Raw genomic sequence first — 25,840 nt, forward strand, 5'->3', positions numbered from 1 at the left:
AATTTTGTGGTAGAGGGGGTAGTTTCATTGGGTGACATAATAGTCCGTCTGCAGTCACTGGATTTAAAGAACATAAAAAATGTATCTTTTGGCAGGATCGAAATGCCCTGCGCGCACAACAAAGAACTGTGCTTTCAAAGGTCTGAAATATTAGGGCTGTATGGGCAGAACGGTTCCGGGAAGACGGCGGCGGTGGACGCTTTATATTTTCTGCAAAACATTATGATCGGAAAAAGCCTGAAGGAGGAGATGGGAGATTATATAGACGCCAATGAGGATCAGGCGGAAATCTGGGCGGAGTTTGCGGTCTTTATGGAGGATTCTGTATTTGAAGTGGGGTATCGTATCCAGATCCGAAGAACGGAAAACAGACAGGTTGAGATCCTGAGGGAACTATTAAGCTGTGCGAAAAACTCAAAGGGCAGAAGGACCAGCAGAGCCGTATTTATGGATTATAAACGGGATGACAGGTCGGTGGTTTTCAGGCCTAAAAAGCGGCTGGAGGAGGTATTTGAAACAAATAAAGAGTATAAGACCGACCTGATCGTGGCCAGAAAACTGGCTGAGAAAAGCAGGTGTTCCTACATCTTTGGGGAGAGCAGCCGGGAGATCTTTTTTTCAGAGCATGGGAATGCTTTTTCTGAGTATTCTGCGATCATCAAGGCATTGTTCCACTATGCCCTCACGGATCTGTTTGTTATAAGAAACTCCCATTCCGGTGTGATCTCAGCCAATTTTGTGCTGCCCATGGCATTCAGGATCGACAAGGAGGACCCATATAATCCTGGACTGAAGGGGGATTTCACCATTTCCCTCATGGAAGCCACGGTGCTGGATGAAAGGCAGAAGGACGTGCTGTATCAAATCACAGGACAGATCAATACGGTGATCCACACCATAATTCCGGGGATGAGACTGGATATCCGGGACCATGGATTCCAGATGATGGGCAATGGAAAAACAGGGTTTAAAGTGGAACTGTTATCCAAAAGGGATGGGATCCCTCCCATCCCCATACGCATGGAATCAGAAGGAATCATCAAGATCATTTCCATTTTAAACGCTCTGATCCAGGCATTTGGGAATGCCTCGATCTGCCTTGTGATCGATGAACTGGACGCAGGGATTTTTGAATATATGCTGGGGGAACTGCTGGATATCTTTCATAAAAACGCCAGGGGACAGCTGATCTTCACCTCCCATAACCTGCGGGCTTTGGAGATGCTTAAAAAGGACAGCATCATGTTTTCCACTGCCAATCCAAATAACCGTTACATTCATATGAGAAACATGAAAGCATCGGACAATCTGCGGGATGCGTATCTAAGGAGTATCACCCTGGGGGGACAGATTGAAGAGATATACAGCGAGACGGACAGCTTTAAGATCGCGCGGGCGTTCAGGAAAGCGGGCAGAAGCATGAAGCACACAGGCGGGGAAATGAAACATGGAAAATAAGGAAAAAAAGGTCATAGCATTTATTGTGGAAGGCTCCAGCGATGAGGCTGTCATCGGTTCCGTGATGAAGGAGTATTTTTCAAATGAACAGATACAGTTTGTGGTTGTGCACGGGGACATAACAACCAGGGACTATGTAAGTGTGGATAACATCATCAGGAAGATAAACGACTTGGTAAGCACGCTGAAGGAAAAATACAGGTACAAAACCTCGGACTTTATTAAGATCATCCATCTTGCGGACACGGACGGTGTTTTTATCAGTGACGAGTGCGTATGGCCTGCGGACGTGGATTCCATCACATATTATGAGGACCACATAGAGACAAGGTCCAGGGAGGCTATTTTGGACCGCAACCACAAGAAGTCGGAAATACTTTTTAAGCTGTATAAGACCGGAAAGATCGGCGCCATCCCATACAATATCTACTATAATTCCTGTAACCTGGAGCATGTGCTGTTCAATGAATTAAAGGATTTTACCAATGAGGAAAAGGAAGAAATGTCAGATGAGTTTGCGGATAAATATGAGCAGAATCCGGAGGATTTTATCGCATTCCTGTCGGAACAGCAGGTGGCTGTTCCAGGCACCTATCAAGATACCTGGAAGTTTATTGAGGAGGATTTAAACTCATTGCAGCGCCACACTAATATGCATCAGATATTTGAGGGTATGGCATAAAAAGGCTCCCTGTGCAGACGTACAGACATGGCTACGGCAACAATGGCAGAGATGATGTCAGCTGCCGGCTGTGCGTAGAGAATGCCGTTTATTCCCCAAAGGGCGGGGAGTGCTAAGATGATTGGGACAAAGCAGATCCCCTGCCTGCAGGCGCCAAGGATAAAGCCTTCTCTGGCTTTTCCAAGGGCAAGAAAGAGCGAGGAATAGACCGTGTAGTAACCAAAAAGCAGAAAGGACAGCCCGTTTGCGCGCAGGGCTTTTTGTCCGGCCTGGATCATTTCCATATCCCCTTTTGTGAATTGGGAAATGACCGCTGTGGGGAAGACGGCCATGGCCAGTCCGTACACGGTGCAGAAGATGGTTGACCAGAGGATGGATGTACGGATCGCCTGACGCAGACGATCATATTTCTTTGCCCCGTAGCTGTATCCCGCAATGGGCTGGAAGCCTTTTAGAAAACCGAATACCATCAGGCTTCCCATGGAAATGATCCTTGTGACAGCCCCCATCCCGGCGATTACCGAGTCCCCGTATTCCTTTGCCTGCATGTTGATCAGAGTGATGGAAAGGCCGGTCAGCAGCTGGAATACCAGGGTGGGAACGCCGATCTTTAAGATTTCAGACATGATCTGCGGGGAGTAACGGCATTGGCTGGGACGGAAGGTAAACATGCTTTTTTTGCAAAGTATATAGGCCAGATAGACCAGTGAGGAGATGACCTGTGACAGGGCGGTGGCAATGGCGGCGCCTGCCACGCCTAAATCAAGTCCATAGATAAAGACAGGGTCCAGGACCATATTCAGGACCGCTCCTGAGAGAAGGGCGCACATGGTGGTCTTTGCAGCGCCTTCGCTGGTGACAATGTTGTTCATGGTTACATTAAACACATTAAAAATAGAGAAAGTGACATAGATACCCCCATAGGTAAGGGCATAGGGCAGTATGCTTTGGGTCGCGCCCAAAAGCCTGAGAATGGGGGTGAGAAAGATCAGGGTGAGGAGGATCATCAAAGCGCCTGCCAGGATGCTGCTGTACAGAGCGGTGCTGGCAACCTGATCCGCCGTGTCCTTATCCCCGCGTCCCAGCAGCCTGGAAATATAGGATGCCGCCCCATTTCCAAACAGCAGACCCAGGCCCACCACCACCTGCCCCAGGGGAAAGGCAACTGATATGGCCCCCATCTGGCTGGTTCCCAGTCCTCCCACAAAAAAGGCGTCCACCAGATTGTATAATGCGTTGATCATCATACCGATCATGGTGGGAAGCCCCATTGCCAAGAGGGCTTTGGGAATGGGCGCATTCCCCAGCAATTCTGTTTTTCTGTTTCCTGTTTTTCTGTTTTCTGATTCCATGTTTTCTGATTTCCTGTTTTTTTCCTTCATGACCGCTCCTTCATGTTCGTTCCTGTGATTCATACTATTTTGTCCTTTCCCTTGACATAGATTGTGAAATAAAGTACTATAAATTATAGTATTTAAAGCAACGGAATAAATAGTACTATAAATTATAGTATATGTCAAGGTTAAAGGAGGAAATTATGGCGACTATTGATCTGATCGTGTTGGGAATGTTAAAAAAGGAGTCTTTGAGTGCCTACGATATCCAGAAATTAGTGGAGTACCGCAATATATCCAGGTGGGTGAAGATCAGCACGCCTTCCATTTATAAAAAGGTGATCCAGCTGGAGGAGAAGGGATATATCACAAGCAGCATGGTAAAGGAGGGCAGGATGGCCGAGAAGGCGGTCTATTCCCTGACGGAACAGGGGAACAGGGAATTTGAACACCTTATGGAGGAGATTGCCTCCAAGCCCATACACATTTTCCTGGATTTTAATGCTGTGATGGTGAACCTGGACAGTATCACACCGGAGAAACAGAAAGCCTGCCTGGAAAAGATTGAGGACAATATAAAAACTTTGAAAACATATTTGGAAGAAAATGTAAGCATGAAAGAGGGGGAGCCTGTGATCCCAAGAACAGGTATGGCTGTCTTAAAGCAGCAGCAGATCCTGGCCTTAGCAGTCGAGGACTGGATCAGGGAAGTAAAAAGGGATCTTTCCGACACGCGATAGGGATTATTTTATGCGGGAAAATAAAGGTACAGTATTGCAAAAACAAAAAATATATGGTAATATTGCTATACTGAAAAGGATTTCAGCTGCAGAAAAGAGGAAGAAGTGCACATGAAAAAGGGGAAAATCACAATTAAGGATGTGGCTGAATATGCCAGTGTATCACCGGCCACCGTCTCACGTGTACTCAACGACTATAAGTGGATCAATTCAGAGGTAAAGGAACGGGTTCAGAAAGCCATTGACGAACTCCACTATGTGCCTGATTTTACGGCAAAGGCCATGGTACGGGGCAGGAGCCAGGTGGTGGTGGTGATCGTGCCCATCATTGATAATCATTTTTTTACCCAACTGATCAACACGGTTATCCAGGAAATGAAGAAATATGGCTATTATGTGGTTGTATATACAACAGAGTCCGCAGATGAGGAGTGCAGCTTTCTGGGAAGCTCCATCTGCCAGATGGCTGACGGGATATTGGATGCCACCTCCTTAAAGGAACTGTCACCGTTGCAGAATGTTAAGAAACCCATGGTGCTGATCGACCGCTATTTTGAGGGGAATACAACCATAGACTGCGTAATGAACCGGAATTACGAGGCCCTGTACCAGGGTACAGAGTATCTGATCCGACATGGACATAATAAGATCGCCTTTCTTGTGGGAGCAGAGGGACACGGCATAGCGGAGGAGCGGATCCGGGGATTTAGGGATGGGCTCCAGGCCCATGGGCTGCCCTGGAGGGAGGAGTATTTTATACAGGACTGCTGGAAGACGGAAGCCGGTATACGGTATGCGTCACGGCTTCTTGAACTGCCGGATCCTCCCACGGCCATCATAGCCGGGAATAATACGCTGACCACAGGTGTCCTGGAGGCGGTGAGGAATCATGGGATGACGCCGGGAGGGGATATCTCGATGATTGGTTTTGAGGAGTGTGATGAGGATGTGCAGGCATTTGCCCGCCATGGGATCACCAGCTTCCGTCTGGATACATCAGCGATTGCAAGCTGTGCGGTAAAACTGCTGCTAAACAGGATGGAACAGTCGGGAAAACGCGCCGGGGCCCGGGTGGAGGCCCTGGAATTAAACTTTATTGAACGGACATCGGTATGCGCTCCCTCGCTATGAGGAAAGGCGGCATACCCATAAAGACGGACAGGAGCGTGCTCATACGCGCTCCTGGGGAGTCCAGGGGGACTTCCCTTTTACATGACAGTAAAAAAATGTGGTCAGGATAGGGACAACATTTTTTTTACAGGAACTGAAAACGATTTCAGTTTCAAAAAATATAAGTTTACCCCCGGAGATCCCGAGAGTAAACAAAAGGGAAAAGGAGAAAAACAAATGAAACCAGTAGGAATTATCGGAGGCAGCGGATTTTATGAGCTTCTGGAAAACCCCAGGATGTTTGTCCATAATAATAAATATGGGCGTTCTTCAGAAATCTTTGAGGGAATGATCCAGGGACGCAAGGTTTATTTCCTTCCGCGTCACGGGGAGGAGCACAAAATCATTGTGCCGCGCATTAATTACAGGGCCAACATATGGGCGTTTAAGGAGCTGGGAGTGGAGCAGATACTGGCAACCAACTGCGTGGGAAGCAGCAACCCGGACATTGAGCTGGGCAGCCTGGTGATACCCCATGACTTCTGCGACTGGACCAGAAGGTTCCCACGTTCTTTGTATGATGATGAGGTGGAGGCATACCATGTGGACATGACGCCGGCCTATTGCCCGGACTTAAGAAAGGCATTGATCCAGGCGGCCAACCAGGTAAAGCCCGGACATGTCCACGACCAGGCCGTGATCTTTGTCAATGAGGGACTCAGATTTGAGACGCCGTTTGAACTGAAAATGTTCAGAAAGCTGGGAGCTGACCTCATTGGGATGACCACTCTGCCTGAGGCCGTGTTTGCCAGGGAGGCGGCAATCTGTTATGCCCATATCTGTGTTCCCACTAACTGGTGCCTGGGAGAGCAGATCGAGGCGGACGATTTCCCAAGGCTGCTGAAACAGGGAATAGAGGATTTTAAGCAGGTGCTGTACCTGGCCATCCCCACCCTTTCAGATGACAGGGATTGCCCGTGCAGCCACGCGCTGGACCATGCGATCTTAAAAAAGTGAGGGGTGGAGTAGGGATGCCCGGATATCAGGCACTGCTCACGGATCTGGACGGGACCTTGATCCACTCCCAGGACTGTATCTGTGATGCGCTTTTGGCAGCGTTTCAAACGGTAAGCAAGGTGACTCCTTCCAAAGAGGAGATCATGGGCATGTTTGGGCTTCCGGTGGAGGTAATGCTCACCACCCTGACCGACATAAGCCCGGATGATAAAGAAACCATAGCTGATTTTATCGAGGAGTATAAACGGCAGTACCCCATCCATATGGAGAGGGCCAGGCTCATAGACGGAGCCCTGGAAACTGTAAAATACATAGAGGGCCTGGGATGCCCGGTCTGCCTGATCACATCGGAGCGGAGAAAGAATGCAGCCCATATCTTAGGGCGGATGGGGCTGGACCGCTATATACGGTTCATGGTCACCAGGGATGATGTGACCTGTTTTAAACCGGATCCAGAGCCTATTTTAAAGGGAGCAGCTGCCTGCGGGACAGCCCCCAAGGGCTGTGTGTACATTGGGGAGTCTCCCTTTGACATTGAGGCAGGAGTGGCTGCAGGTGTGTTTACGGTGGCAGTGCCATCGGGAAACTGGCCGGTGGATTCCCTGGTGGAACAATCGCCGGATTGTGTGGTAAAGGATATTACAGAGTTGTGTTCCATTTTTGATGAGTCACGAAGGAGGAGAACGATATGAGAAAGATGAAATTGTTTTTAACCGCAGCAGCCGTTATCTGCGCGCTGTCAGGATGTGCAGGCAAGACAGAGGCCCCCAAGGACCAGACACAGGCCGCAAGCGAGGCAAAGACCGAGAAAGCAGAGGAAGCAGGAAAGGAAGCGGGTAAATCAGAGAACGCAGGGGAAACAGAGGAAGCAAAAAAAGCAGAGACGCCGGAGAACGGGGATCTGTTTACCTGTCTGATATCTGAGGCGCCGGCAGGCGTTCCTTTTACGGACCTGACCTGGACCGGTTTTGAGAGGATCGAAAATGAGTACGGAGCCCAGGTTAAGCTGATCGAGGCGCTTGACAAGGCTGAGTATTCCGAGCAGATCAGGGCCATGGCGGAAATGGGGGCAAATCCCATCTACACTATGTTTGACACGGTCAATGAGGTGGCTGTGGAGCTGGCGCCGGAATACCCGGAGACCATGTTCTGTCTGATCGACAGCAGCCTGGACACAAAGTATGACAATGTGGCAAACGTGTATGTGGATTCCCTGGAACCAGCCTTTGTATCCGGCTTTGTGGCAGCCAAGACCACCCAGTCAGGGACTATCGGATGGATCGGCAGCCTGGATATCCCGGTCATCAACCGGTTCCGTGACGCATACCTGGCTGGAGCCAAATATGCGGACCCGGATGTGGTGGTACAGACCGCTTATGTGGGGGACGACAGTGATACGGTAAAGGCAGGGGAGCAGACAAAGATCATGGTCAGCCAGGGCGCCGACATTATCTTCCAGACAGCCAATCTGGCGGGCCTGGGTGTGATCCAGGGCTGTTCGGATGCGGGAATTAAATGTATTGGAGTGGATGAATGGCAGGGCGGCATTGACGGCTGCGTATTCTGGTCCTCCTTAACCGATATCAACGGAGCTGTGTTTGACTCCTTTACCGCTTACAAGGAAGGCAGGTTCACGGCCGGAAGGACCAATTACGGAATTGAGACCCAGTCAGCGATCTATGATGACAGGGATTATGAAAAACTTCCTGATGATGTGAAGGCAGAGCTGGACGAACTGCTTGCAGCTGTGAGATCCGGTTCCCTTAACCTGGAGGACTTGCTTAAATAGCAGGCCATGGTTACATAAAGGAGGCATCTATGGACTTTGTGCTGGAATTAAAGGGGATAACCAAGCGGTTCGGAAGTCTGACCGCAAATGACAGGATCAGCCTGTCTGTAAGGAAGGGAACAGTCCATGCGGTCATCGGGGAAAACGGGGCTGGAAAAAGCACGCTCATGAATGTGATCAGCGGCCTGTACCGGCCGGATGAGGGGGAGTTGTTTGTACACGGGAAAAAGGTGGATTTCAAGAATCCCAATGATGCCAGCAGGGCGGGCATCGGAATGGTGCACCAGGAATTTATGCTGTTCCCTGAATTGACCGTGCTGGATAATATCATGATGGGATATGAGAAGAAGAAATGGGGTATTTTCCTGAACCGGGAAGCGGCCCGCCGCCATGTGGAGGACATATGCCGGGAGTATCATTTTAACATACCTTTGGATGAACTGGTCCAGAACCTGTCCGTTTCCATGCTGCAGCAGGTGGAGATCGTGAAGATATTATACCGGGGAGTGGACATCATTATCTTTGACGAGCCCACATCCGTGCTGACACCCCAGGGGATCCAGGGCCTGTTTGAGGCCATCCGTTTTCTGGTGAAAAACGGCAAGACCGTGCTGTTCATCACCCACAAGCTGAAGGAAGTAATGGAAATCTCCGACCGCATCACGGTCTTAAAGAACGGACATTATGTGGATACCGTAAAACCGGATGAGACGGACGAACATGGCCTTGCCACCATGATGGTGGGAAGGGAGGTCATCCTTACTGCCCAGAAAGAAGAAAAGAAGCAGGGAGACGTGCTGCTCCAGGTCAGGCATCTGTCCGTACCGGATTATGAGGGAAGGGAAAAGTTAAAGGATGTCTCCTTTGAAATACGCAGGGGGGAGATTCTGGGAATTGCAGGCGTGGCCGGTTCCGGCCAGCAGGAGCTGGTGGAGGGACTGTTCGGCCTAAGAAGCAGCAGCCGGGGGGAAGTCCTCTTTGATGGAAAGGACATCACGGGCCTTAACTGCCGGGAACACCGCATGTGCCATATCGGATATGTGCCCCAGGACCGCATCAGCGAAGGCATCAACCGGGAAGCCACCCTGTGGGAGAACGCCATCATGGGCTACCATATTGTGAAGGGATTTGGAAACCGCTATCTCCTGAAGCGAAAGCAGGCCATATCCTTTACAGAGCATATCATCCATGATTTTAATGTTAAGGCATCCTCGCCCAACCTGAAGATACAGACCCTTTCAGGGGGAAATATCCAAAAACTGATCGTGGGCAGGGAGTTCCTGCAGGACAACCGTCTGCTGATCATTGAGGATCCCACCCGGGGCATTGACATAGGTGCCATTGAATTTATCTGGAAAAAGATTGAAAGCCTGGCAGGCGCAGGAGCGGCCATCCTGCTGGTAAGCCATGAGCTGAATGAGGTGATGGAAGTATCAGACCGCATCCTTGTAATGTACGATGGACAGCTGTACGATGGAGGAATACACGGTGAGAAGACGGAGACAGAGATAGGGCTTTTGATGACGGGAGGTGGCTGCGCATGAGTAAGATAACAAGGGGCATGGGCCAGGACGCTGCCTGGAATGTGATGAAATATGTATTTTCATTTATGGCAGTTATGATAATCGGCAGTGTTCTCATCCTGTGGCAGGGAGAGAATCCTGCCACGGCCATGAAATATATCCTCCAGGGAGCTTTTGGGAGCATCCGCAATGTTGGAAATACGCTGCGCTGGATCACACCCTGTATCCTGACCGGGATCGCTGCCACCATAGCCTTCAAATCAGGGGTCATGAACCTGGGCATTGAGGGGCAGCTTTACTTTGGGGCCTATGCGGCGGCACTGTTTGGATTCTATGTACATCTGCCAAAGGCCCTTCACGTAACCGGATGCCTGCTGGCAGCCGGTGCTGCGGGAATGTTGTTTGCACTGATTCCGGCAGTGATGAAGCTGGTATTCCATGTGAATGAGATGATCACAACCCTTATGCTGAATTACATTGCCATCCTGATGACGGAATATCTCACCTATATTGTGATGGGCATCAGCGCGGCCGGGGATTCCCTGGCCCTGTCCACGCCTCCCATCGAGGATACGGCGCGTCTCACCAACCTGATCCCCAAGACAAATGCCAGCACCGGGATTCTGATCGCGGTGGGACTTGTGGTGGTCATCTACCTGGTCTACCGCTGCACGGTGGTGGGGTATGAGCTAAAGCAGGTGGGTGAGAACCGCAGGTTTGCCAGGATAGGGGGCGTCAATGTGACAAAAACATTCCTGGCCATCTTCCTGCTGTCCGGTTTTGTGGCCGGATTATGCGGCAGTATTGAGGTACAGGGCACTTATGGGAAGTTTACGGCCAGCTTTTCCAACAATCTGGGATGGGACGGGATCATGATCGCCATGATCGCGGGCAACAATCCGCTGACAGTTCTGGTGGTAGCCGTGATATGGGGGATCCTGAAAGCCGGTTCCCTTCACATGGAGCGCATGTGCGATGTGAACCGTCTCACGGTACTGCTGATCCAGGCCCTCTTTGTGCTGTTCATCACAGTGGACTACAGGAAACTGGCAGGTATGTTTAAGAGAAAGGCGGTGGTGGGATAATGCTAAATATTTTAGTGGGAACCATTACCATGGCAGCTGCGCTGAGAATGGCCGTGCCCCTGATCCTGTCCTCCATTGGCGGCTGCTTTGGGGACAGGACAGGAATCTTTAATATTGCCCTGGAAAGCTTTATGCTGTGCGCGGCCTTTTTCGCAACCCTGGGTACCTACTATTCAGGCAGCCCCTATGTGGGGGTATTGTGCGGTATCCTGGCCGGACTGGCCTGTGCGGTCCTGTTCGGGACACTGGTGTTCCATCTGGGCTCCAGCGGAATGGTGGTCAGCATTGCCATGAATCTGGGAATGGATGCATTTACCTCCTTCCTGCTTTTGAATTTATTTGGAAAACGCGGCTCCTTTATGGATCCGCGCCTGGTCAGTCTCCCCGTGATCAAACTGCCCCTGATCAGCAGGATCCCCTATGTGGGGGAGGTGCTGGGCGCCCATAATATTGTGGTGTACCTTACACTTTTGGCAGTTGCGGGCACATGGATCGCCATGTACAAAACACCCTTTGGCCTCAGGCTCAGAAGCGTGGGCATCAATGAGAAGGCGGCCCAGACAACAGGAACCAACGTGCTGCGCTACAAGTGGTATTCCGTTTTGATCACCGGCTTTTTTGTGGGGATCGCAGGGGCCATCCTGCCTTTGGGGGGAACTTCCATCTTTACGGAAAACATGTCCGCGGGACGCGGCTTCCTGGCAGTTGCGGCCATTATGATCGCCAAGGGAAATCCGGTGATGGCGGCGGTATACAGTTTCATGTTTGCGTATGCACAGGCATTGGCGGCCAGCATGCAGAATTTTGGGATACCGTCCCAGATCGTACTGGCCCTGCCATATTTTATGACCATCGCGGTCCTGGTGGTTTCAGGAATCCGATCCAGGATGAAAGGGACCTCTTTGGAAACGTGTTCTTGACAAACATAAACATGATAGGCAGACAGGCTGCATCCTCCGCTCAGCGGGGATGCAGCCTGTCTGTTATGTATTATATTCTGTCAGTTCTGCCGTCTGTGATCAAGCAGTCCGTTCTTGATACCTCCGCCCCTTACGCTGTCTGCAGCGTCTTTGCCTTGGGGGCGTGCCGCTTTTTCACAGGCTGGGGTTCAGCCGGTTTTTCCTGCTTTAGGTTTTTCTGGGCAGTGGAAAGCATGAGTTTGATACGGTTGAGCTGGTTCACCTCGCTGGCGCCCGGGTCATAGTCCACGGCAATGATATTGGACTGAGGGTAGTGCCGGCGCAGCTCCTTGATCACGCCTTTGCCCACAATATGGTTGGGCAGACAGCCAAAGGGCTGGGTGCAGATGATATTGTTCACACCGCTGTGGATCAGCTCCAGCATCTCTCCTGTGAGGAACCATCCCTCGCCGGTCTGGTTGCCCAGGGACACAAAGCCCTTGGCCATCTCAGCCAGTTCATTGATGGCGGACGGGGGCGTAAAATGCATGCTGGCTTTCAGCTCTTTCTTAGCTGTCCTGCGGAAATACTCCAGCAGGGAGATACCGGCATTGCACAGCCTTGCGGTAGATTTCTTGGTGCCCAGGTGCTCTGCCTTAAAGTTGCTGTTATAAAAACTGTATAATAGGAAATCCATCAGGTCGGGCATCACTGCCTCAGCCCCCTCGGACTCCAGAAGCTCCACAATGTGGTTGTTGGCAAGAGGGGAGAACTTTACAAGGATCTCACCCACAATACCCACCTTGGGTTTTCTCACATCACGTCTTGGCAGATTGTCAAAATCCCGGACAATTCCCCGGATGTTGCGGCCGAATTCCATCATGGCGGCGTTCCGTTTGGACAGGGACTGGATACAGCGGGCCTTCCACTTTTCGTGAAGGGCGTTGGCGCTGCCCGGTTCCGCCTCATAGGGCCGTGTGGCGTAAAGCACACGCATGAAGATATCGCCGTACACAATGGCCTGCATGGCCTTTGTGAGCAGAGGGACTGTAAATGTAAAGCCGGGGTTGGTCTCCATGCCGTTGGCATTCACGGAGACAACGGGGATCTGAGGCATACCGGCCTTTTCCAGGGCGCGGCGGATGAATCCCACATAGTTGGATGCGCGGCAGCCGCCGCCTGTCTGGCTCATAAGCACGGCGGTGTGGTCCAGGTCGTATTTCCCCGACAGCAGGGCGTCCATGATCTGTCCGATGACGATCAGGGACGGATAGCAGGCATCGTTGTTCACATACTGGAGTCCCACATCCACCGCGCTGCGGTTATGGTTTTGCAGTACCTCGATCTTATAGCCAAAGGAGCGGATAGCCGGTTCCAGAAGGTCAAAATGGATGGGCGACATCTGGGGGCAGAGAAGGGTATATGTCTTCTTCATCTCCTTGGTAAAATACACACGGTTGTAAGCGCTGGACACCACCTTGCGCTCATAGTGCTTCTGGTCGCGGACCTTTAAGGCGGCGATCAGGGAGCGGATCCGGATCCTGGCAGCGCCCAGGTTGTTCACCTCATCGATCTTCAGCACGGTGTAGATCTTGCCGGAGCGTGTCAGTATCTCGGCAACCTGGTCCGTGGTCACTGCGTCCAGTCCGCATCCAAAGGAGTTGAGCTGTATGAGATCCAGGTTTTCCTGGGTCTTTACAAAGCTGGCCGCCGCATAGAGGCGCGTGTGGTACATCCACTGGTCCGTCACCACCAGGGGCCGTTCCACCTGACCCAGATGGGAGATGGAGTCCTCTGTGAGTACCGCGAACCCATAGGACGTGATCAGTTCCGGGATCCCGTGGTGGATCTCAGGATCCACGTGGTAAGGCCGGCCGGCCAGCACCACTGCCCGCTTTCCTGTCTCCTTCAGCCATGCAAGGGTTTCCTCACCCTTTTTCTCCATGTCCAGGCGGGATGCAAGAAGTTCCTGCCAGGCCGCGTGGGCAGCCATCCTGATCTCAGCAGCGGGGATCTCCCCCCGTTTTGTGAATTCCTTTACCAGGGCATCGGTGAGCACCTGCTCATTGGTAAATGCCATAAAGGGATTGACAAAGGAAACATGCTCCTCCTCCAGTGCCTCCACATTGTTTTTGATATTCTCAGCATAGGAGGTGACCATGGGGCAGTTGTAGTGGTTGCCTGCATCCGGGCTTTCATTGCGCTCATATGGAATGCATGGATAAAATATAAACTTGATCCCCTGTTTGATCAGCCAGGATATGTGGCCGTGCACCAGCTTGGCGGGATAACACTCGGACTCGCTGGGAATGGATTCAATCCCCAGCTCATAGAGCTGTCTGGTGGACTGGGGGGAAAGCACCACATGGTAGCGCAGCTTCTGGAAAAATACGGCCCAGAAGGGGAAATTCTCATACATGTTGAGGACACGCGGGATCCCCACCGTGCCGCGGTCCGCCTGGTCTAAGGGCAGGGGATCGTAATCAAACATGCGGTGGTATTTATAATCGAAGAGATTGGGAATCTCTTTTTTGGCCTTCTCAAGCCCCAGCCCGCGTTCACACCGGTTCCCGGAAATGAAACGGCGGCCGCTGCCAAACTGGTTAATGGTCAGTACACAATGGTTGTTGCAGCCCTTGCACCTGGTCATGGAGGTGGTATATTTCAGGGAAATGATCTTATCCAGAGGGAGCATGGAAGTGGCTTCCTCACCGTTCATGTGGAAGCGCTCCTTTGCGATCAGGGCAGCGCCGAATGCGCCCATTATGCCCGCAATGTCAGGGCGGACCGCCTCACACCCGGATATTTTCTCAAAGCTTCTGAGCACCGCGTCATTATAAAAGGTGCCGCCCTGGACCACCACATGGTTTCCCAGGTCAGAGGCATTGGTGATCTTTATAACCTTAAACAGGGCGTTCTTGATAACGGAGTAAGCCAGGCCCGCGGAGATATCCGCCACCGTGGCCCCTTCCTTCTGGGCCTGTTTTACGTTGGAGTTCATGAACACGGTGCAGCGCGTGCCCAGGTCCGTGGGGTTCTTTGCAAACAAGGCTTCCTTTGCAAAATCCTCCACACTGTAGTTCAGGCTCTTTGCAAAGGTCTCAATAAAGGAGCCGCAGCCGGAGGAGCACGCCTCGTTCAGCTGTACACTGTCCACTGTGCCGTCCTTAATCTTGATACACTTCATGTCCTGACCGCCGATATCCAGGATACAGTCCACATCCGGCTCAAAGAACGCGGCGGCATAGTAGTGGGAGATGGTTTCCACCTCCCCCTCATCCAGCATCAGGGCTGCCTTTAACAGGGCTTCCCCATATCCTGTGGAGCAGGAGTAGGCAATATGGGCCGTATCAGGGAGCAGGCCACGTATCTCGCTCAGGGCGTGGATCGCGGTTGCCAGGGGGCTTCCGTTATTATTATCGTAGAAACGGTACAAAAGGGTTCCGTCCTCGGCCACCACAGCCACCTTGGTGGTGGTGGAGCCTGCGTCAATGCCCAGATAACAGTTCCCTTCATAGGATGCCAGGTCGCCGGACTTTACATGGTTGCAGGCATGGCGGCAGGAGAATTCTTCATAGTCGGCCTGATCCTTAAACAGGGGCTCCATGCGCTTTACCTCAATATCCATCTGGATGCCTGAGGACAGGCGTTGGATGATGGTATCAAGGGCCACAGGGACCTGATCTTCCTGAGGGTTCATGGCAGCTCCCACTGCCGCAAACAGATGGGAGTGGTCCGGTGCGATGATCTGCTCCGGGGTCAGGCGCAGGGTGCGGATAAAACTTTCCCTCAGCTGGGGAAGGAAGTGGAGCGGGCCTCCTAAAAAGGCTACGTTCCCCCTGATGGGTTTGCCGCAGGCCAGACCGCTGATGGTCTGGTTTACCACTGCCTGGAAAATGGAAGCCGCCAGGTCCTCCCTGGTGGCCCCCTCATTGATCAGGGGCTGTATATCGGATTTGGCAAATACGCCGCACCGGGCCGCAATTGGATAGATGGCCTTGTAGTGCTTGGCGTATTGATCCAGGCCCGCGGCGTCTGTCTGGAGCAGGGATGCCATCTGGTCAATAAAAGAACCGGTGCCTCCTGCACAGATTCCGTTCATCCGCTGGTCGATCCCATTGGTAAAATATATAATTTTTGCATCTTCCCCGCCAAGCTCAATGGCTACGTCCGTGTGAGGCGCGTAGTCCTGAAGGGCGGAGGCCACAGCCACCACTTCCTGGACAAAGGGAACATCCAGATGGGATGACAGCGTAAGGCCGCCGGAGCCGGTAATGACGGGGACAACGTCCGTGGGGCCGGTTACCCTGCATGCTTTTTTCAGAAGTTCTGCCAGAGTTTCCTGTATATTGGCATAATGGCGCTCATAATCGGAGAATACTATATGGTAGTTCTGATCCAGTAATGCTATTTTAACGGTTGTGGAACCAATGTCGATTCCAAGTGTAAGGGTAGTTGTATGTAAGCTCATATACGTGGGGTTTTACCCTAACCTCCTTTGTGACTTACAGCCCAGAGGACCGTGAAGTTGTTTTGCGTTCATCATATTACAGTTTTATGGAAAAAACTGTGATTTATGCAACAATCCGCAGACGAGGCTGCGAATACTCACCATAGAGTTTAGCATAAATTAGGAAGGAATACAATTGGGGACAGGCGTTAAAAAATCGTGAAGAAATGGCAAAAATTGTGCATGATTCTAGTAAAATTATTTTGTTTATAAAAAATGGCAGGCTATTTTATTTGACAAACCGCGGGGCAGTCACTATAATGAGAACGTATAATTTCAAAATGGGGGAGAGTTCGCATGATACGGATTTTTAAGACCGAAGACGGTGCTATGCACGAAAAAGAAGAGATGCAGCCTGGCTGCTGGATTGCGTTAACAAACCCTACAGCCTCTGAGATCATTGACATTGCGGATGCATATCAGATTGACCCGGACCACTTAAAGGCGCCTCTGGATGAGGAGGAACGCTCGCGTATTGAGGTGGAGGATGATTACACCCTGGTTCTGGTGGATATCCCGTCCATTGAGGAGCGCAGCGGCAAGGACTGGTTTGTGACCATTCCTTTGGCTATTATTACCACCAACGAGGTGCTGATTACTGTCTGCCTGGAGGAGACACCGGTGCTCACGTCATTTATGGACGGAAGGGTGAGGGATTTCCACACCTTTATGAAGACCAGGTTTATCCTGCAGATCCTTTATAAAAACGCTACCCAATACCTGCAGTACCTCCGGATCATAGACAAAAAGAGTGAGGTCATAGAGCGCAAGCTCCACCAGTCCCAGAAGAACGAGGAGCTGATCGAGCTTTTGGAGCTGGAGAAGTCCCTGGTATATTTTACCACCTCCCTGCGTTCCAATGAGGTGGTGCTGGAAAAACTTCTCAGAACTGAGAAGATCAAGAAGTATCCTGAGGACACGGATCTGCTGGAAGACGTTATCGTGGAAAACAAACAGGCCATTGAGATGGCCAATATCTATAGCGGTATCCTCAGCGGAACCATGGATGCGTTTGCCTCTGTTATTTCCAACAACCTGAATATTGTGATGAAGTTTCTGGCAACCGTGACCATTGTCATGTCCATCCCCACCATGGTGGCCAGCTTCTACGGTATGAATGTCAATTCCAGAGGCATGCCCTTTGCGACCCATCCATACGGATTCGTCATTGTCCTGGGATTTGCCCTGGCTCTGTCACTGCTGGTAGCTTATATTTTTAATAAGAAGGATTTGTTCTGATATCATAAAGAAGGAGTCGTTAATGAAATTTCTAAAGAAGCTTGAACAGAAATTAAGCAGGTATGCCATTGGAGGCATCATCAACTATGTGTGCGCGCTCCAGGCGCTGGGTATTGTGCTGTACCTGATTGCACCGCAGTTTCTGTTTAATTACCTGACGCTGAACCCTGCGGCCATTATGCAGGGACAAATATGGAGAATTTTTACATTTCTTGTGTTCCCACCTGCATTTACCGGGGGCAGTACCATGGGATTTATCCTGTTTAATGCCCTGGCCCTTTACTGTATCCGTACCTTCGGCATGATCGTAGAGCAGGTGTGGGGAAAGTTCCGTTTTAACTGCTATATCATACTGGGCGTGCTGCTGAACGTGATCGCCTCCCTGGTGGTGTACCTGCTTTCTGGTTTCCCGCTGATGCTCACACCCATCCACCTGGTATACTCCTTCTTCTTTGTGTTTGCCCTTATGTTCCCGGAGTCCCAGATCCTTCTGATGATGGTCCTGCCCCTGAAGGCCAAATGGATCGCCGTGGCAGAGGCCGTGATCTATGTGTACGATTTTTACAAGGGCGGCATTTTCACAAAGGTGGAGATCTTTGTATGTATCCTGCACATGTTCATCTTCTTTGGATGGATGGTGGTGGCAGGTGAAACAAGCTATAAGCAGAAGAAACGCCAGAAAGAGTTCCAGAAAAAGATCAAGCCCATGACAGCTGCCAAGACAGGTCATAAGTGCGCGGTATGCGGACGTACGGACAAGGACAGCCCGGGCATGGAGTTCCGCTATTGTTCAAAATGTGAAGGCAGCTATGAGTACTGCATGGATCATTTATATACACATCAGCACGTGAAAAAATCGGATCCCCCCAGCTAACGGACCACAGGCACCCACTGTGGACCTCCGTTATACCCCACTATCTATTCCGGTATTTTCACCATCTTTCAAATAGGATGCATTAAATATCACGAACCAAATATCACGAACAAGGTATCACGAACCAAATATCACACTGTACGAAGTTTATGGAGGACTGACAATGAAGAAAACCAAGATTATCTGTACCATGGGCCCCAATACCAGCGACAAGAACATAATGATGGAACTTGCAAAAAACGGCATGGATGTGGCGCGTTTTAACTTTTCCCACGGGGATTATGAGGAGCATCAGGGACGCCTGGAGCTGTTAAAGGATGTGCGCAAGGAGCTGGATATTCCGGTTGCAGCGCTTTTGGATACAAAAGGACCGGAGATCCGCACCGGCCAGCTGAAGGACGGAAAAAAGGTAACGCTGAAGGAAGGCCAGACCTATACCCTGACCACCCGTGAAGTGACGGGAGATGATACCATCGGTTACATCAACTACAGCGGGCTTAATTCCGATGTGGCTCCCGGCAACAAGATCCTGATTGACGATGGCCTGATTGAGATGGACGTGGTGGAGGTTAAGGACACCGACATCATCTGTACGGTTGTCAACGGCGGAGAGCTGGGAGAGAAGAAGGGCGTGAATGTGCCCAATGTAAAGATCAAGCTTCCGGCCCTGACAGACAAGGATAAGGAGGATATCCGCTTTGGCATCAAGCATGGCTTTGACTTTATTGCGGCTTCCTTTGTCCGTACCGCGGATTGTATCCGGGAGATTAAGGAAATGCTGGAGGAACAGGGTTCCAGCATGAAGGTTATTGCGAAGATTGAGAACGCGGAGGGGATCGAGAACCTGGACGCCATTATTGAGGCGGCTGACGGTATCATGGTGGCCCGAGGCGATATGGGCGTGGAGATCCCGGCTGAGAAGGTACCCCATATCCAGAAGAAGATCATCCGCAAGTGCAATGAGGCATGTAAGATCGTTATCACCGCCACCCAGATGCTGGACTCCATGATCCGCAATCCAAGGCCTACCAGGGCTGAGGTGACGGATGTGGCCAATGCGGTATATGACGGCACCGATGCGGTAATGCTCTCCGGAGAGACAGCCATGGGCAGGTATCCCATCGAGGCGCTGAAGATGATGGTTTCCATCACCCAGGAGACAGAGTCCCATCTGGACTATGCGGGATACCGCCAGAGAAAGGTCACAGAGCAGAACATGAAGAATGTTTCCAATGCCGTGTGCTTTGCCTCTGTGTCCACTGCCCATGACCTGGAAGCGGATGTGATCATTGCTCCCAGCATTACAGGATTTACCACTCAGATGCTTTCCAAATGGAGACCCGGGGCAAGGATCATCGGCATGTCTCCAAGCATGGCAACCGTGCGCCAGATGCAGCTGCAGTGGGGCGTTGTCCCGGTATGGTCACGCCGGGCGGAGTCAACGGACGAACTGATCGAGAGCTCCGTGGAAGAGCTTAAAAACAGAGGTTTTGTGACGGTTGGGGAACTGGCGGTCATCACCGCAGGTGTGGTGACATACGCAAGAAGGCATGAGGCAGCCACACAGACCAATATTATGAGAGTTATTAATATCGAGTAATCAAATAATACTGGACAAAGGAGTCTGACTGGGGGTACAATAATGCGCAAGGATTATTGTGCTTCCTGACAGACTTTTTGCGTTTTACTGTTCTTTAAGAGAAAGGAGTTAGAGTAGTGGATAAGAGACCATTTGCAACACTTGAACAGCTGAGAGAGATTGAAAAAACATACCCAACCCCCTTCTATCTTTATGATGAAAAGGGAATCAGGGAGAACGCGGCTAAATTAAAACAGGCATTTTCATGGAACAAGGGATATAAGGAGTACTTTGCCGTAAAGGCAACCCCCAATCCATTTTTACTGAATATTTTAAAGGACATGGGATGCGGCACGGACTGCTCGTCCATGACCGAACTTATGATGTCAAAGGCCTGCGGGTTTACAGGCCATGATATCATGTTTTCATCCAATGATACGCCTCCTGAGGAGTTTGCCTATGCTCAGAAGATGGGAGCCATCATAAACCTGGACGATATCACCCATATTGAATGCCTGGAGCAGACCTTGGGATATATACCGGAAACCATCAGCTGCCGCTACAATCCGGGCGGGGTCTTTAAGGTGAGCAATGACATTATGGACAATCCCGGGGATTCCAAGTACGGAATGACCAGGGATCAGATGTTCCAGGCATTTAAGACCCTTAAGGCAAAGGGGGCAAAGCATTTCGGCATTCATGCCTTTTTGGCCAGCAATACGGTGACCAATGAGTATTACCCCATGCTGGCAAAGATCCTCTTTGAGCTGGCAGTGGATCTGAAAGAGGAGACAGGGGCGCATGTATCATTTATAAACCTTTCCGGAGGCATCGGCATTCCTTACCGTCCGGACCAGGAGCCCAACGACATCCTGGCCATTGGTGACGGGGTGAGGAAGGTCTATGAGGAGGTGCTGGTACAGGCAGGCATGGATGATGTGGCAGTGTGCACGGAGCTGGGACGCTTTATGATGGGTCCGTACGGCGCTCTGGTCACCAAGGCCATACACGAAAAACATACCCACAAGGAGTACGTGGGCGTGGACGCCTGCGCGGTCAATCTTATGCGGCCTGCCATGTATGGTGCATATCACCATATTACGGTCATGGGCAAAGAGGAAGCTCCCTGTGACCGCGTGTATGATGTGGTGGGATCCCTGTGTGAGAATAATGACAAGTTTGCCATTGACCGCAGCCTTCCGGAGATTGAGAAGGGCGACCTGCTGTTTATCCATGACGCGGGCGCCCATGGATTTGCCATGGGGTATAATTACAACGGCAAATTAAAGTCGGCCGAGCTGCTGCTAAAAGAGGACGGTTCCGTGGAAATGATCCGCCGTGCGGAAACTCCCGAAGATTACTTTGCTACCTTTGATTTTTGTGATATACTGAAATGTGTTGATTGACGGATAAATACTTAATGTCCCTGGCGGGCCGCAAACATGCGGCCTGCCGGGGCTTTTTGGCAGTTTCGTACAGGTATCTATCATTTTTCGTTAAGCGGCATCAGAGGGTGCTGGTACGGGAAAAATAGTGTACTCTCGGAGTCTCCTAGAGTACACAATAAGGAAAAGGAGAAAAGGATTATGGCTAAGATCGGCTTTATTGGAATGGGAAATATGGGAAGCGCCATTTTAAACGGGCTTCTCAAGGTATATCAGCCCGGGGATATGATTTTTACAGCCGCACACAGGGAAAAGATGGAGAAGGTTACGGCTGAGACAAAGGTAAAGCATGCCTCATCCAACCGGGAGTGTGCCGGGCAGGTAAAATACCTGATCCTGGCCGTGAAACCCCAGTATTTTGACATTGTATTTGAGGAGATCAGGGATGTGGTGGGACCGGAGCAGGTGATCATTTCTCTGGCTCCCGGGATTTCCATAGAAAATATCAGGACCAGGCTGGGAGGCGGCGTGAGGGTGGTCCGGGCCATGCCCAACACTCCCGCCATGCTGGGCGAGGGGATGACAGGGGTGGCATATGAGGCAGCCGCCTATGATGAGGAGGAGAAGCGGGAGATCGGGCTTATCTTTTCTTCCTGCGGCCGCATGGAGCTGGTGGAGGAACGGCTGATGGACGCGGTGGGCTGTGTCAGCGGAAGTTCCCCTGCGTTTGTGTATATGTTTATCGAAGCCCTGGCCGACAGCGGAGTAAAGTACGGGCTTCCCAGAAAGACCGCCTATGCCATGGCTGCACAGACCGTGATGGGAAGCGCAAAGATGGTGCTGGAAACAGGAAGGCATCCAGGCCAGTTAAAGGATGAGGTGTGTTCACCGGGAGGCACCACCATTGCTGGGGTTTCCGCCCTGGAGGAACATGGGTTCAGAAGTTCTGTGATCAAGGCGGCGGATGCCTGCTATGACAAGACCCAGAGGATGAAATAGGATTTAAAACAGTATGGACAAATAAGAATCAGGAAAGGGTTAAGAAAGATGGAACGCAAAGTTGAAAATGAGGGAATGCCGGTGGTGCGCCTGGGCAGGGAACTGAAATATGAGGGCAATATCCTGAAAATGTATGAGGATACGGTCCTTGCCAATGGCCATGAGGCAAAGTGGGATTTCATCCACCATGACGGCGCTGCCGCAGTGCTGCCTGTTGCAGATGACGGAAAGATACTGATGGTGCGCCAGTACAGGAATGCGCTGAACCGCTTTACCCTGGAGATACCAGCGGGAAAGCTGGATGCCCCGGATGAGCCAAAGGTGGAGTGCGCCTTCAGGGAGCTGGAGGAGGAGACAGGATTTAGGGTGGAGTCCAAAGAAAAGCTGGAGTATCTTATGAGCCTTGCCACCACGGTGGCATTCTGCGATGAGGCCATTGATATTTTTGTGGCCCACAACCTGATCCCATCCCATCAGCACCTGGACGAGGATGAGGTGATCAATGTGGTTCCCTGTGAACTGGAGGAGCTGGAGGAAATGATCTATACAGGAAAGATTACGGACGGGAAAACCATAGCCGCTGTCATGGCCTATGCCAGAAAGTACCGCTCCGTGGATAAGAAGGACGACATGGTGTAAGAGGACATGGCATATTGTCCCATTTACCCGCATACATTAATTTGAACATGAAAGAAAACACACTCCGGAAGGGAGGATGTATGCTGTGGGGATGAGACGGTTGAGACTGAGTCTTGCAACACTTACATACCAGGACTGGCTTCTGTTCTGCTTTGTCCTGGGGATTTTTGGCGGGACGGCGGCAACTCTGGCATTTGGCGGGCCGGTGGTTCAGGGAAGCATCCTTGGGGCGGCCGGAGCGGCTGGTATAGGGGGAGAATACGGCTTAAAGGAGTTTCTGGGAGTGTGGAAGCAGAGGGCCTTTGAGACAGGGGCAGGGTGGCTGGCAGGGCTTACGGTGTGCAGCCAGATGCTGTTTGGCTTTCTCACCTTTTACGCGGGCATGTCCCTGGCCGTTGTGATGTCCGTGCTCACCATGCAAAAGGGAATTTTGGGAATTGCAGCCTTCCTTTTTGCCGTGCTTCCCCATGGACTGGTCTACCTTATGATCTGGTATGTGCTTTCCGGATGGTCCGGACAGTTTCAGAAAAAACTGCATATCCTGCCTGGAATGCTTTTGATCGCCATAGCCGGTGCGGGGGCATTTCTGGAAGTGTACATATCGCCTTTACTGACAGGACTATTATAAAATGCTTTTATTTGCTTTTGGATCAACTTTATTTGCCGGCCTTACGGCGGTTTTATCAAAAATCGGGGTCAGGGACACGGATTCGGATGTGGCTACGGCGATCCGGACCGGGGTTGTATTATTATTTTCATGGATCATGGTGTTTCTTACAGGATCCATTGGAACCATAGGTTTGATCAGTGCCAGGACATGTTTGTTCCTGGTGCTTTCCGGCCTTGCCACAGGGGCGTCCTGGCTGCTCTATTTTCAGGCCCTGTACCTGGGGGATGTGAATAAGGTGGCACCCATTGATAAGTCCAGTACCATCATCACCATGATCCTGGCAGCTGTGATCTTAGGTGAGGGACTGGGGGCCATGAAGCTTTTCTGCATGGTGTTAATGGGCACGGGAACCATGCTTATGATCCGGCGGACTCCCGGGGTTACTGAGGGACGGGGAGGAAAGGGCTGGATGGCGGCAGCCCTCATGTCAGCTGTATTTGCAAGCCTGACAGCTATATTAGGAAAAATCGGGATCCAGGGAGTGGAGTCCAACCTGGGGACTGCGATCCGCACCTGCGTGGTTTTAGTCATGGCATGGATGATCGTATTTTTTAAGGGGAAACAGCGTGAACTGAAACGGATCCGGGGAAGAAGCTGGCTTTTCCTGATTCTTTCGGGGTTTGCTACCGGGGGCTCATGGCTGTGCTATTACAGGGCCCTGCAGCTGGGGCCGGCCAGCATTGTGGTGCCCATTGATAAGCTGAGCATTGTGGTCACCATCTTGTTCTCGCGGCTGTTCCTGGGAGAAAAGCTGACTGTGAAGTCCGCTGCAGGCCTGGCGCTGATGATTGCGGGGACCTTGCTTTTACTGGTTTAAAGGAGGAACTGAGAGGAAATACATATGAAGGGTGGAAAATTTGGACATGCATATCTGAAACGTCTGTTTCTTGCGTTTTATATTCCCTTTGCCGTGAATATTCCCCTGTCTGCCTATGCATGGTATAAGGGAGTGTGGCCGGGCACAGAGGAAATGGGCGGCCTGCCCAGAAACGCGGCGCTGATCGTTATCCCGGGAATTTCCTGGGTGATCTGGATGGCCTATCAGATACTGCCCAGGAAAAAGGACGTCTTTGCATCCTGGCGCATTACGGTCATGGAGGGGGGCAGAAGCCTGTGCTATGCTGCTCTCTACGGTTTCTGCGCCCAGTCTGTGATCTTTTTAAAATTGTACCCTGGGCTTATGGACAGACTGGGGGACAGCCGGGTCCTGTGGATTAACGGCATTTACGCGGTCGTGATGCTATTTATCCTTCTCTGGAACGGTATACTGCGCATGTTCCTCACCTCCAAACGCCTGAGGCTCAGGACCAGAATCCTTATGCTGCTGGCCATGTGGATACCGGCGGTAAACCTGCTGGTGCTGCTCCACGCCATGAGGCTGGTTCATGAGGAATATGATTTTGAGTGCTATAAGGAGTCGGTCCGCCGGGTGAGGGCGGAATCGGATCTGTGCAGCACAAAATACCCCCTTCTTCTGGTCCATGGAGTTGGATTCAGGGATCTCAGGTATTTCAATTACTGGGGAAGGATCCCAAGGGAACTTGCAAGGTATGGGGCATCGGTGTACTACGGCAACCAGGAGGCGTTTGCCACAGTGGCCTGGAATGCAGGGGATATCCGAAAAAAGATAGAGCAGATCGTGGAGGAGACAGGCTGCGGCAAGGTCAATATCATTGCTCATTCAAAGGGCGGGCTGGATTCCCGGTTCGCCATCTCAAAGCTGGGGGCAGCGCCTATGGTGGCGTCCCTGACCACCATCAATACGCCTCACAGGGGATGCCGCTTTGTGGATTATGCATGCAGGCTTCCGGAGGGCCTGTACAGGACCATAGCCAGGGGGTTTGATTACTGGTTCGGCCGGTTCGGGGACTCCCATCCCGATTTCTACACGGCTACCCACCAGTTTAGCACGGAGTCCAGCCGTGTGTTTAATGAGGATGTACCGGATATGCCCGGTATCTATTATCAGAGCTATACTTCACTGATGAAGGATTTCCTCAGCGACCCGCTTTTGTGGTTCCCCTATCTGCTCATCCAGGCAGTGGACGGGGCCAATGACGGCCTGGTGACCCCGGAGTCGGCCATGTGGGGGGATTTCAGGGGGATTGTCACCAACCAAAAGCACAGGGGCATTTCCCATGGCGATATGATCGATCTGAAGCGTGAGGATTACAGGGGATTTGATGTGGTGGAGTTCTATGTGAAATTGGTGGAAGAGCTGAAAAACAGGGGATTTTAGGCCCCTGGACCACTTGTTGAGGAAAAAAGTTTTTTGGGGATTTTACAACATGTTGTCACGCCAAAATGC

21 protein-coding genes are annotated in these 25,840 nt (G+C 51.3%); 19 read left to right on the forward strand and 2 right to left on the reverse strand.

From position 1 onward, the window contains the following. Positions 1-27: 27 nt before the first annotated feature. Both CLFS41_RS06290 and CLFS41_RS06295 read left to right on the forward strand, forming a co-directional pair. On the forward strand, positions 28-1,458 hold the full coding sequence (locus CLFS41_RS06290) for an AAA family ATPase (RefSeq protein ID WP_152649016.1): 1,431 nt from the start codon (positions 28-30) through the stop codon (positions 1,456-1,458). Further along, complete coding sequence (locus CLFS41_RS06295) at positions 1,448-2,140, forward strand: hypothetical protein (RefSeq protein ID WP_045091779.1); 693 nt, start codon at positions 1,448-1,450, stop codon at positions 2,138-2,140. Before CLFS41_RS06290 ends, CLFS41_RS06295 begins: the two co-directional genes overlap by 11 nt. Here CLFS41_RS06295 and CLFS41_RS06300 read toward each other — a convergent pair. Further along, the gene (locus CLFS41_RS06300; protein WP_045091819.1) at positions 2,116-3,492 is read right to left on the reverse strand and encodes an MATE family efflux transporter; all 1,377 of its coding nucleotides are present in this window, start codon (positions 3,490-3,492) and stop codon (positions 2,116-2,118) included. The two genes, CLFS41_RS06295 and CLFS41_RS06300, sit on opposite strands and share 25 nt — an antisense overlap. 185 nt (positions 3,493-3,677) lie before the next feature. Here CLFS41_RS06300 and CLFS41_RS06305 point away from each other — a divergent pair, with 185 nt between their 5' ends. The 8 genes from CLFS41_RS06305 to CLFS41_RS06340 all read left to right on the forward strand — a co-directional run bounded on the left by CLFS41_RS06305 (position 3,678) and on the right by CLFS41_RS06340 (position 11,658). Further along, complete coding sequence (locus CLFS41_RS06305; RefSeq protein ID WP_007863302.1) at positions 3,678-4,214, forward strand: PadR family transcriptional regulator; 537 nt, start codon at positions 3,678-3,680, stop codon at positions 4,212-4,214. A gap of 111 nt (positions 4,215-4,325) precedes the next feature. Continuing rightward, a complete protein-coding gene (locus CLFS41_RS06310; protein ID WP_007863301.1) occupies positions 4,326-5,345 on the forward strand; it encodes a LacI family DNA-binding transcriptional regulator in 1,020 nt (339 codons plus the stop codon). A 216-nt stretch (positions 5,346-5,561) separates the two neighbouring features. Next, the gene (locus CLFS41_RS06315; protein WP_007863299.1) at positions 5,562-6,341 is read left to right on the forward strand and encodes an MTAP family purine nucleoside phosphorylase; all 780 of its coding nucleotides are present in this window, start codon (positions 5,562-5,564) and stop codon (positions 6,339-6,341) included. Between the two features lie 14 nt (positions 6,342-6,355). Further along, entirely contained in the window at positions 6,356-7,033 is a 678-nt protein-coding gene (locus tag CLFS41_RS06320; protein WP_045091780.1) for an HAD family hydrolase, read from the forward strand. Further along, positions 7,030-8,130 carry a BMP family ABC transporter substrate-binding protein gene (locus tag CLFS41_RS06325; RefSeq protein WP_045091781.1) on the forward strand — a complete coding sequence of 367 codons (1,101 nt, stop codon included), beginning with the start codon at positions 7,030-7,032 and terminating at the stop codon, positions 8,128-8,130. Before CLFS41_RS06320 ends, CLFS41_RS06325 begins: the two co-directional genes overlap by 4 nt. Before the next feature lie 29 nt (positions 8,131-8,159). Further along, complete coding sequence (locus CLFS41_RS06330) at positions 8,160-9,674, forward strand: ABC transporter ATP-binding protein (RefSeq protein WP_007863294.1); 1,515 nt, start codon at positions 8,160-8,162, stop codon at positions 9,672-9,674. Beyond that, on the forward strand, positions 9,671-10,738 hold the full coding sequence (locus tag CLFS41_RS06335; protein ID WP_045091782.1) for an ABC transporter permease: 1,068 nt from the start codon (positions 9,671-9,673) through the stop codon (positions 10,736-10,738). Before CLFS41_RS06330 ends, CLFS41_RS06335 begins: the two co-directional genes overlap by 4 nt. Beyond that, positions 10,738-11,658, forward strand: a complete 921-nt coding sequence (locus CLFS41_RS06340; RefSeq protein WP_045091783.1) for an ABC transporter permease — start codon at positions 10,738-10,740, stop codon at positions 11,656-11,658. Before CLFS41_RS06335 ends, CLFS41_RS06340 begins: the two co-directional genes overlap by 1 nt. Positions 11,659-11,788: 130 nt before the next feature. On the opposite strand, the gene CLFS41_RS06345 is transcribed toward CLFS41_RS06340, so the two are convergent. After that, positions 11,789-16,108 (reverse strand): 2-hydroxyacyl-CoA dehydratase, encoded by a 4,320-nt coding sequence (locus CLFS41_RS06345; protein ID WP_045091784.1) that lies wholly within the window; start codon positions 16,106-16,108, stop codon positions 11,789-11,791. A gap of 336 nt (positions 16,109-16,444) precedes the next feature. On the opposite strand from CLFS41_RS06345, the gene CLFS41_RS06350 reads away from it, so the two are divergent. The 9 genes from CLFS41_RS06350 (at position 16,445) to CLFS41_RS06390 (ending at position 25,771) form a co-directional block, all read left to right on the forward strand. Continuing rightward, the gene (locus tag CLFS41_RS06350) at positions 16,445-17,386 is read left to right on the forward strand and encodes a magnesium transporter CorA family protein (RefSeq protein WP_007863286.1); all 942 of its coding nucleotides are present in this window, start codon (positions 16,445-16,447) and stop codon (positions 17,384-17,386) included. 22 nt (positions 17,387-17,408) lie between these two features. Beyond that, positions 17,409-18,260 (forward strand): rhomboid family intramembrane serine protease, encoded by an 852-nt coding sequence (locus CLFS41_RS06355; RefSeq protein ID WP_007863284.1) that lies wholly within the window; start codon positions 17,409-17,411, stop codon positions 18,258-18,260. A 163-nt stretch (positions 18,261-18,423) separates the two neighbouring features. Then, positions 18,424-19,860, forward strand: a complete 1,437-nt coding sequence (gene pyk, locus CLFS41_RS06360) for a pyruvate kinase (RefSeq protein ID WP_007863283.1) — start codon at positions 18,424-18,426, stop codon at positions 19,858-19,860. 116 nt (positions 19,861-19,976) lie between these two features. Then, positions 19,977-21,245, forward strand: coding sequence for a diaminopimelate decarboxylase (locus CLFS41_RS06365; protein WP_045091785.1), 1,269 nt, complete (start codon positions 19,977-19,979; stop codon positions 21,243-21,245). A 180-nt stretch (positions 21,246-21,425) separates the two neighbouring features. Next, positions 21,426-22,223: a pyrroline-5-carboxylate reductase gene (proC, locus tag CLFS41_RS06370; protein ID WP_045091786.1), complete on the forward strand. Its 798-nt coding sequence runs from the start codon at positions 21,426-21,428 to the stop codon at positions 22,221-22,223. Positions 22,224-22,271: 48 nt separating this feature from the next. Beyond that, complete coding sequence (locus tag CLFS41_RS06375; protein ID WP_045091787.1) at positions 22,272-22,862, forward strand: NUDIX hydrolase; 591 nt, start codon at positions 22,272-22,274, stop codon at positions 22,860-22,862. 91 nt (positions 22,863-22,953) lie between these two features. Continuing rightward, positions 22,954-23,490 carry a hypothetical protein gene (locus tag CLFS41_RS06380; protein ID WP_242856778.1) on the forward strand — a complete coding sequence of 179 codons (537 nt, stop codon included), beginning with the start codon at positions 22,954-22,956 and terminating at the stop codon, positions 23,488-23,490. A gap of 1 nt (position 23,491) precedes the next feature. Then, a complete protein-coding gene (locus CLFS41_RS06385; RefSeq protein WP_045091788.1) occupies positions 23,492-24,349 on the forward strand; it encodes an EamA family transporter in 858 nt (285 codons plus the stop codon). 24 nt (positions 24,350-24,373) lie between these two features. Next, positions 24,374-25,771, forward strand: coding sequence for an alpha/beta hydrolase (locus CLFS41_RS06390; RefSeq protein ID WP_045091789.1), 1,398 nt, complete (start codon positions 24,374-24,376; stop codon positions 25,769-25,771). The last annotated feature ends 69 nt before the right edge of the window (positions 25,772-25,840 follow it).

Origin of the sequence: Clostridium sp. FS41 (genome assembly GCF_000954015.1) — a bacterium.
Lineage (GTDB): Bacteria > Bacillota > Clostridia > Lachnospirales > Lachnospiraceae > Enterocloster > Enterocloster citroniae.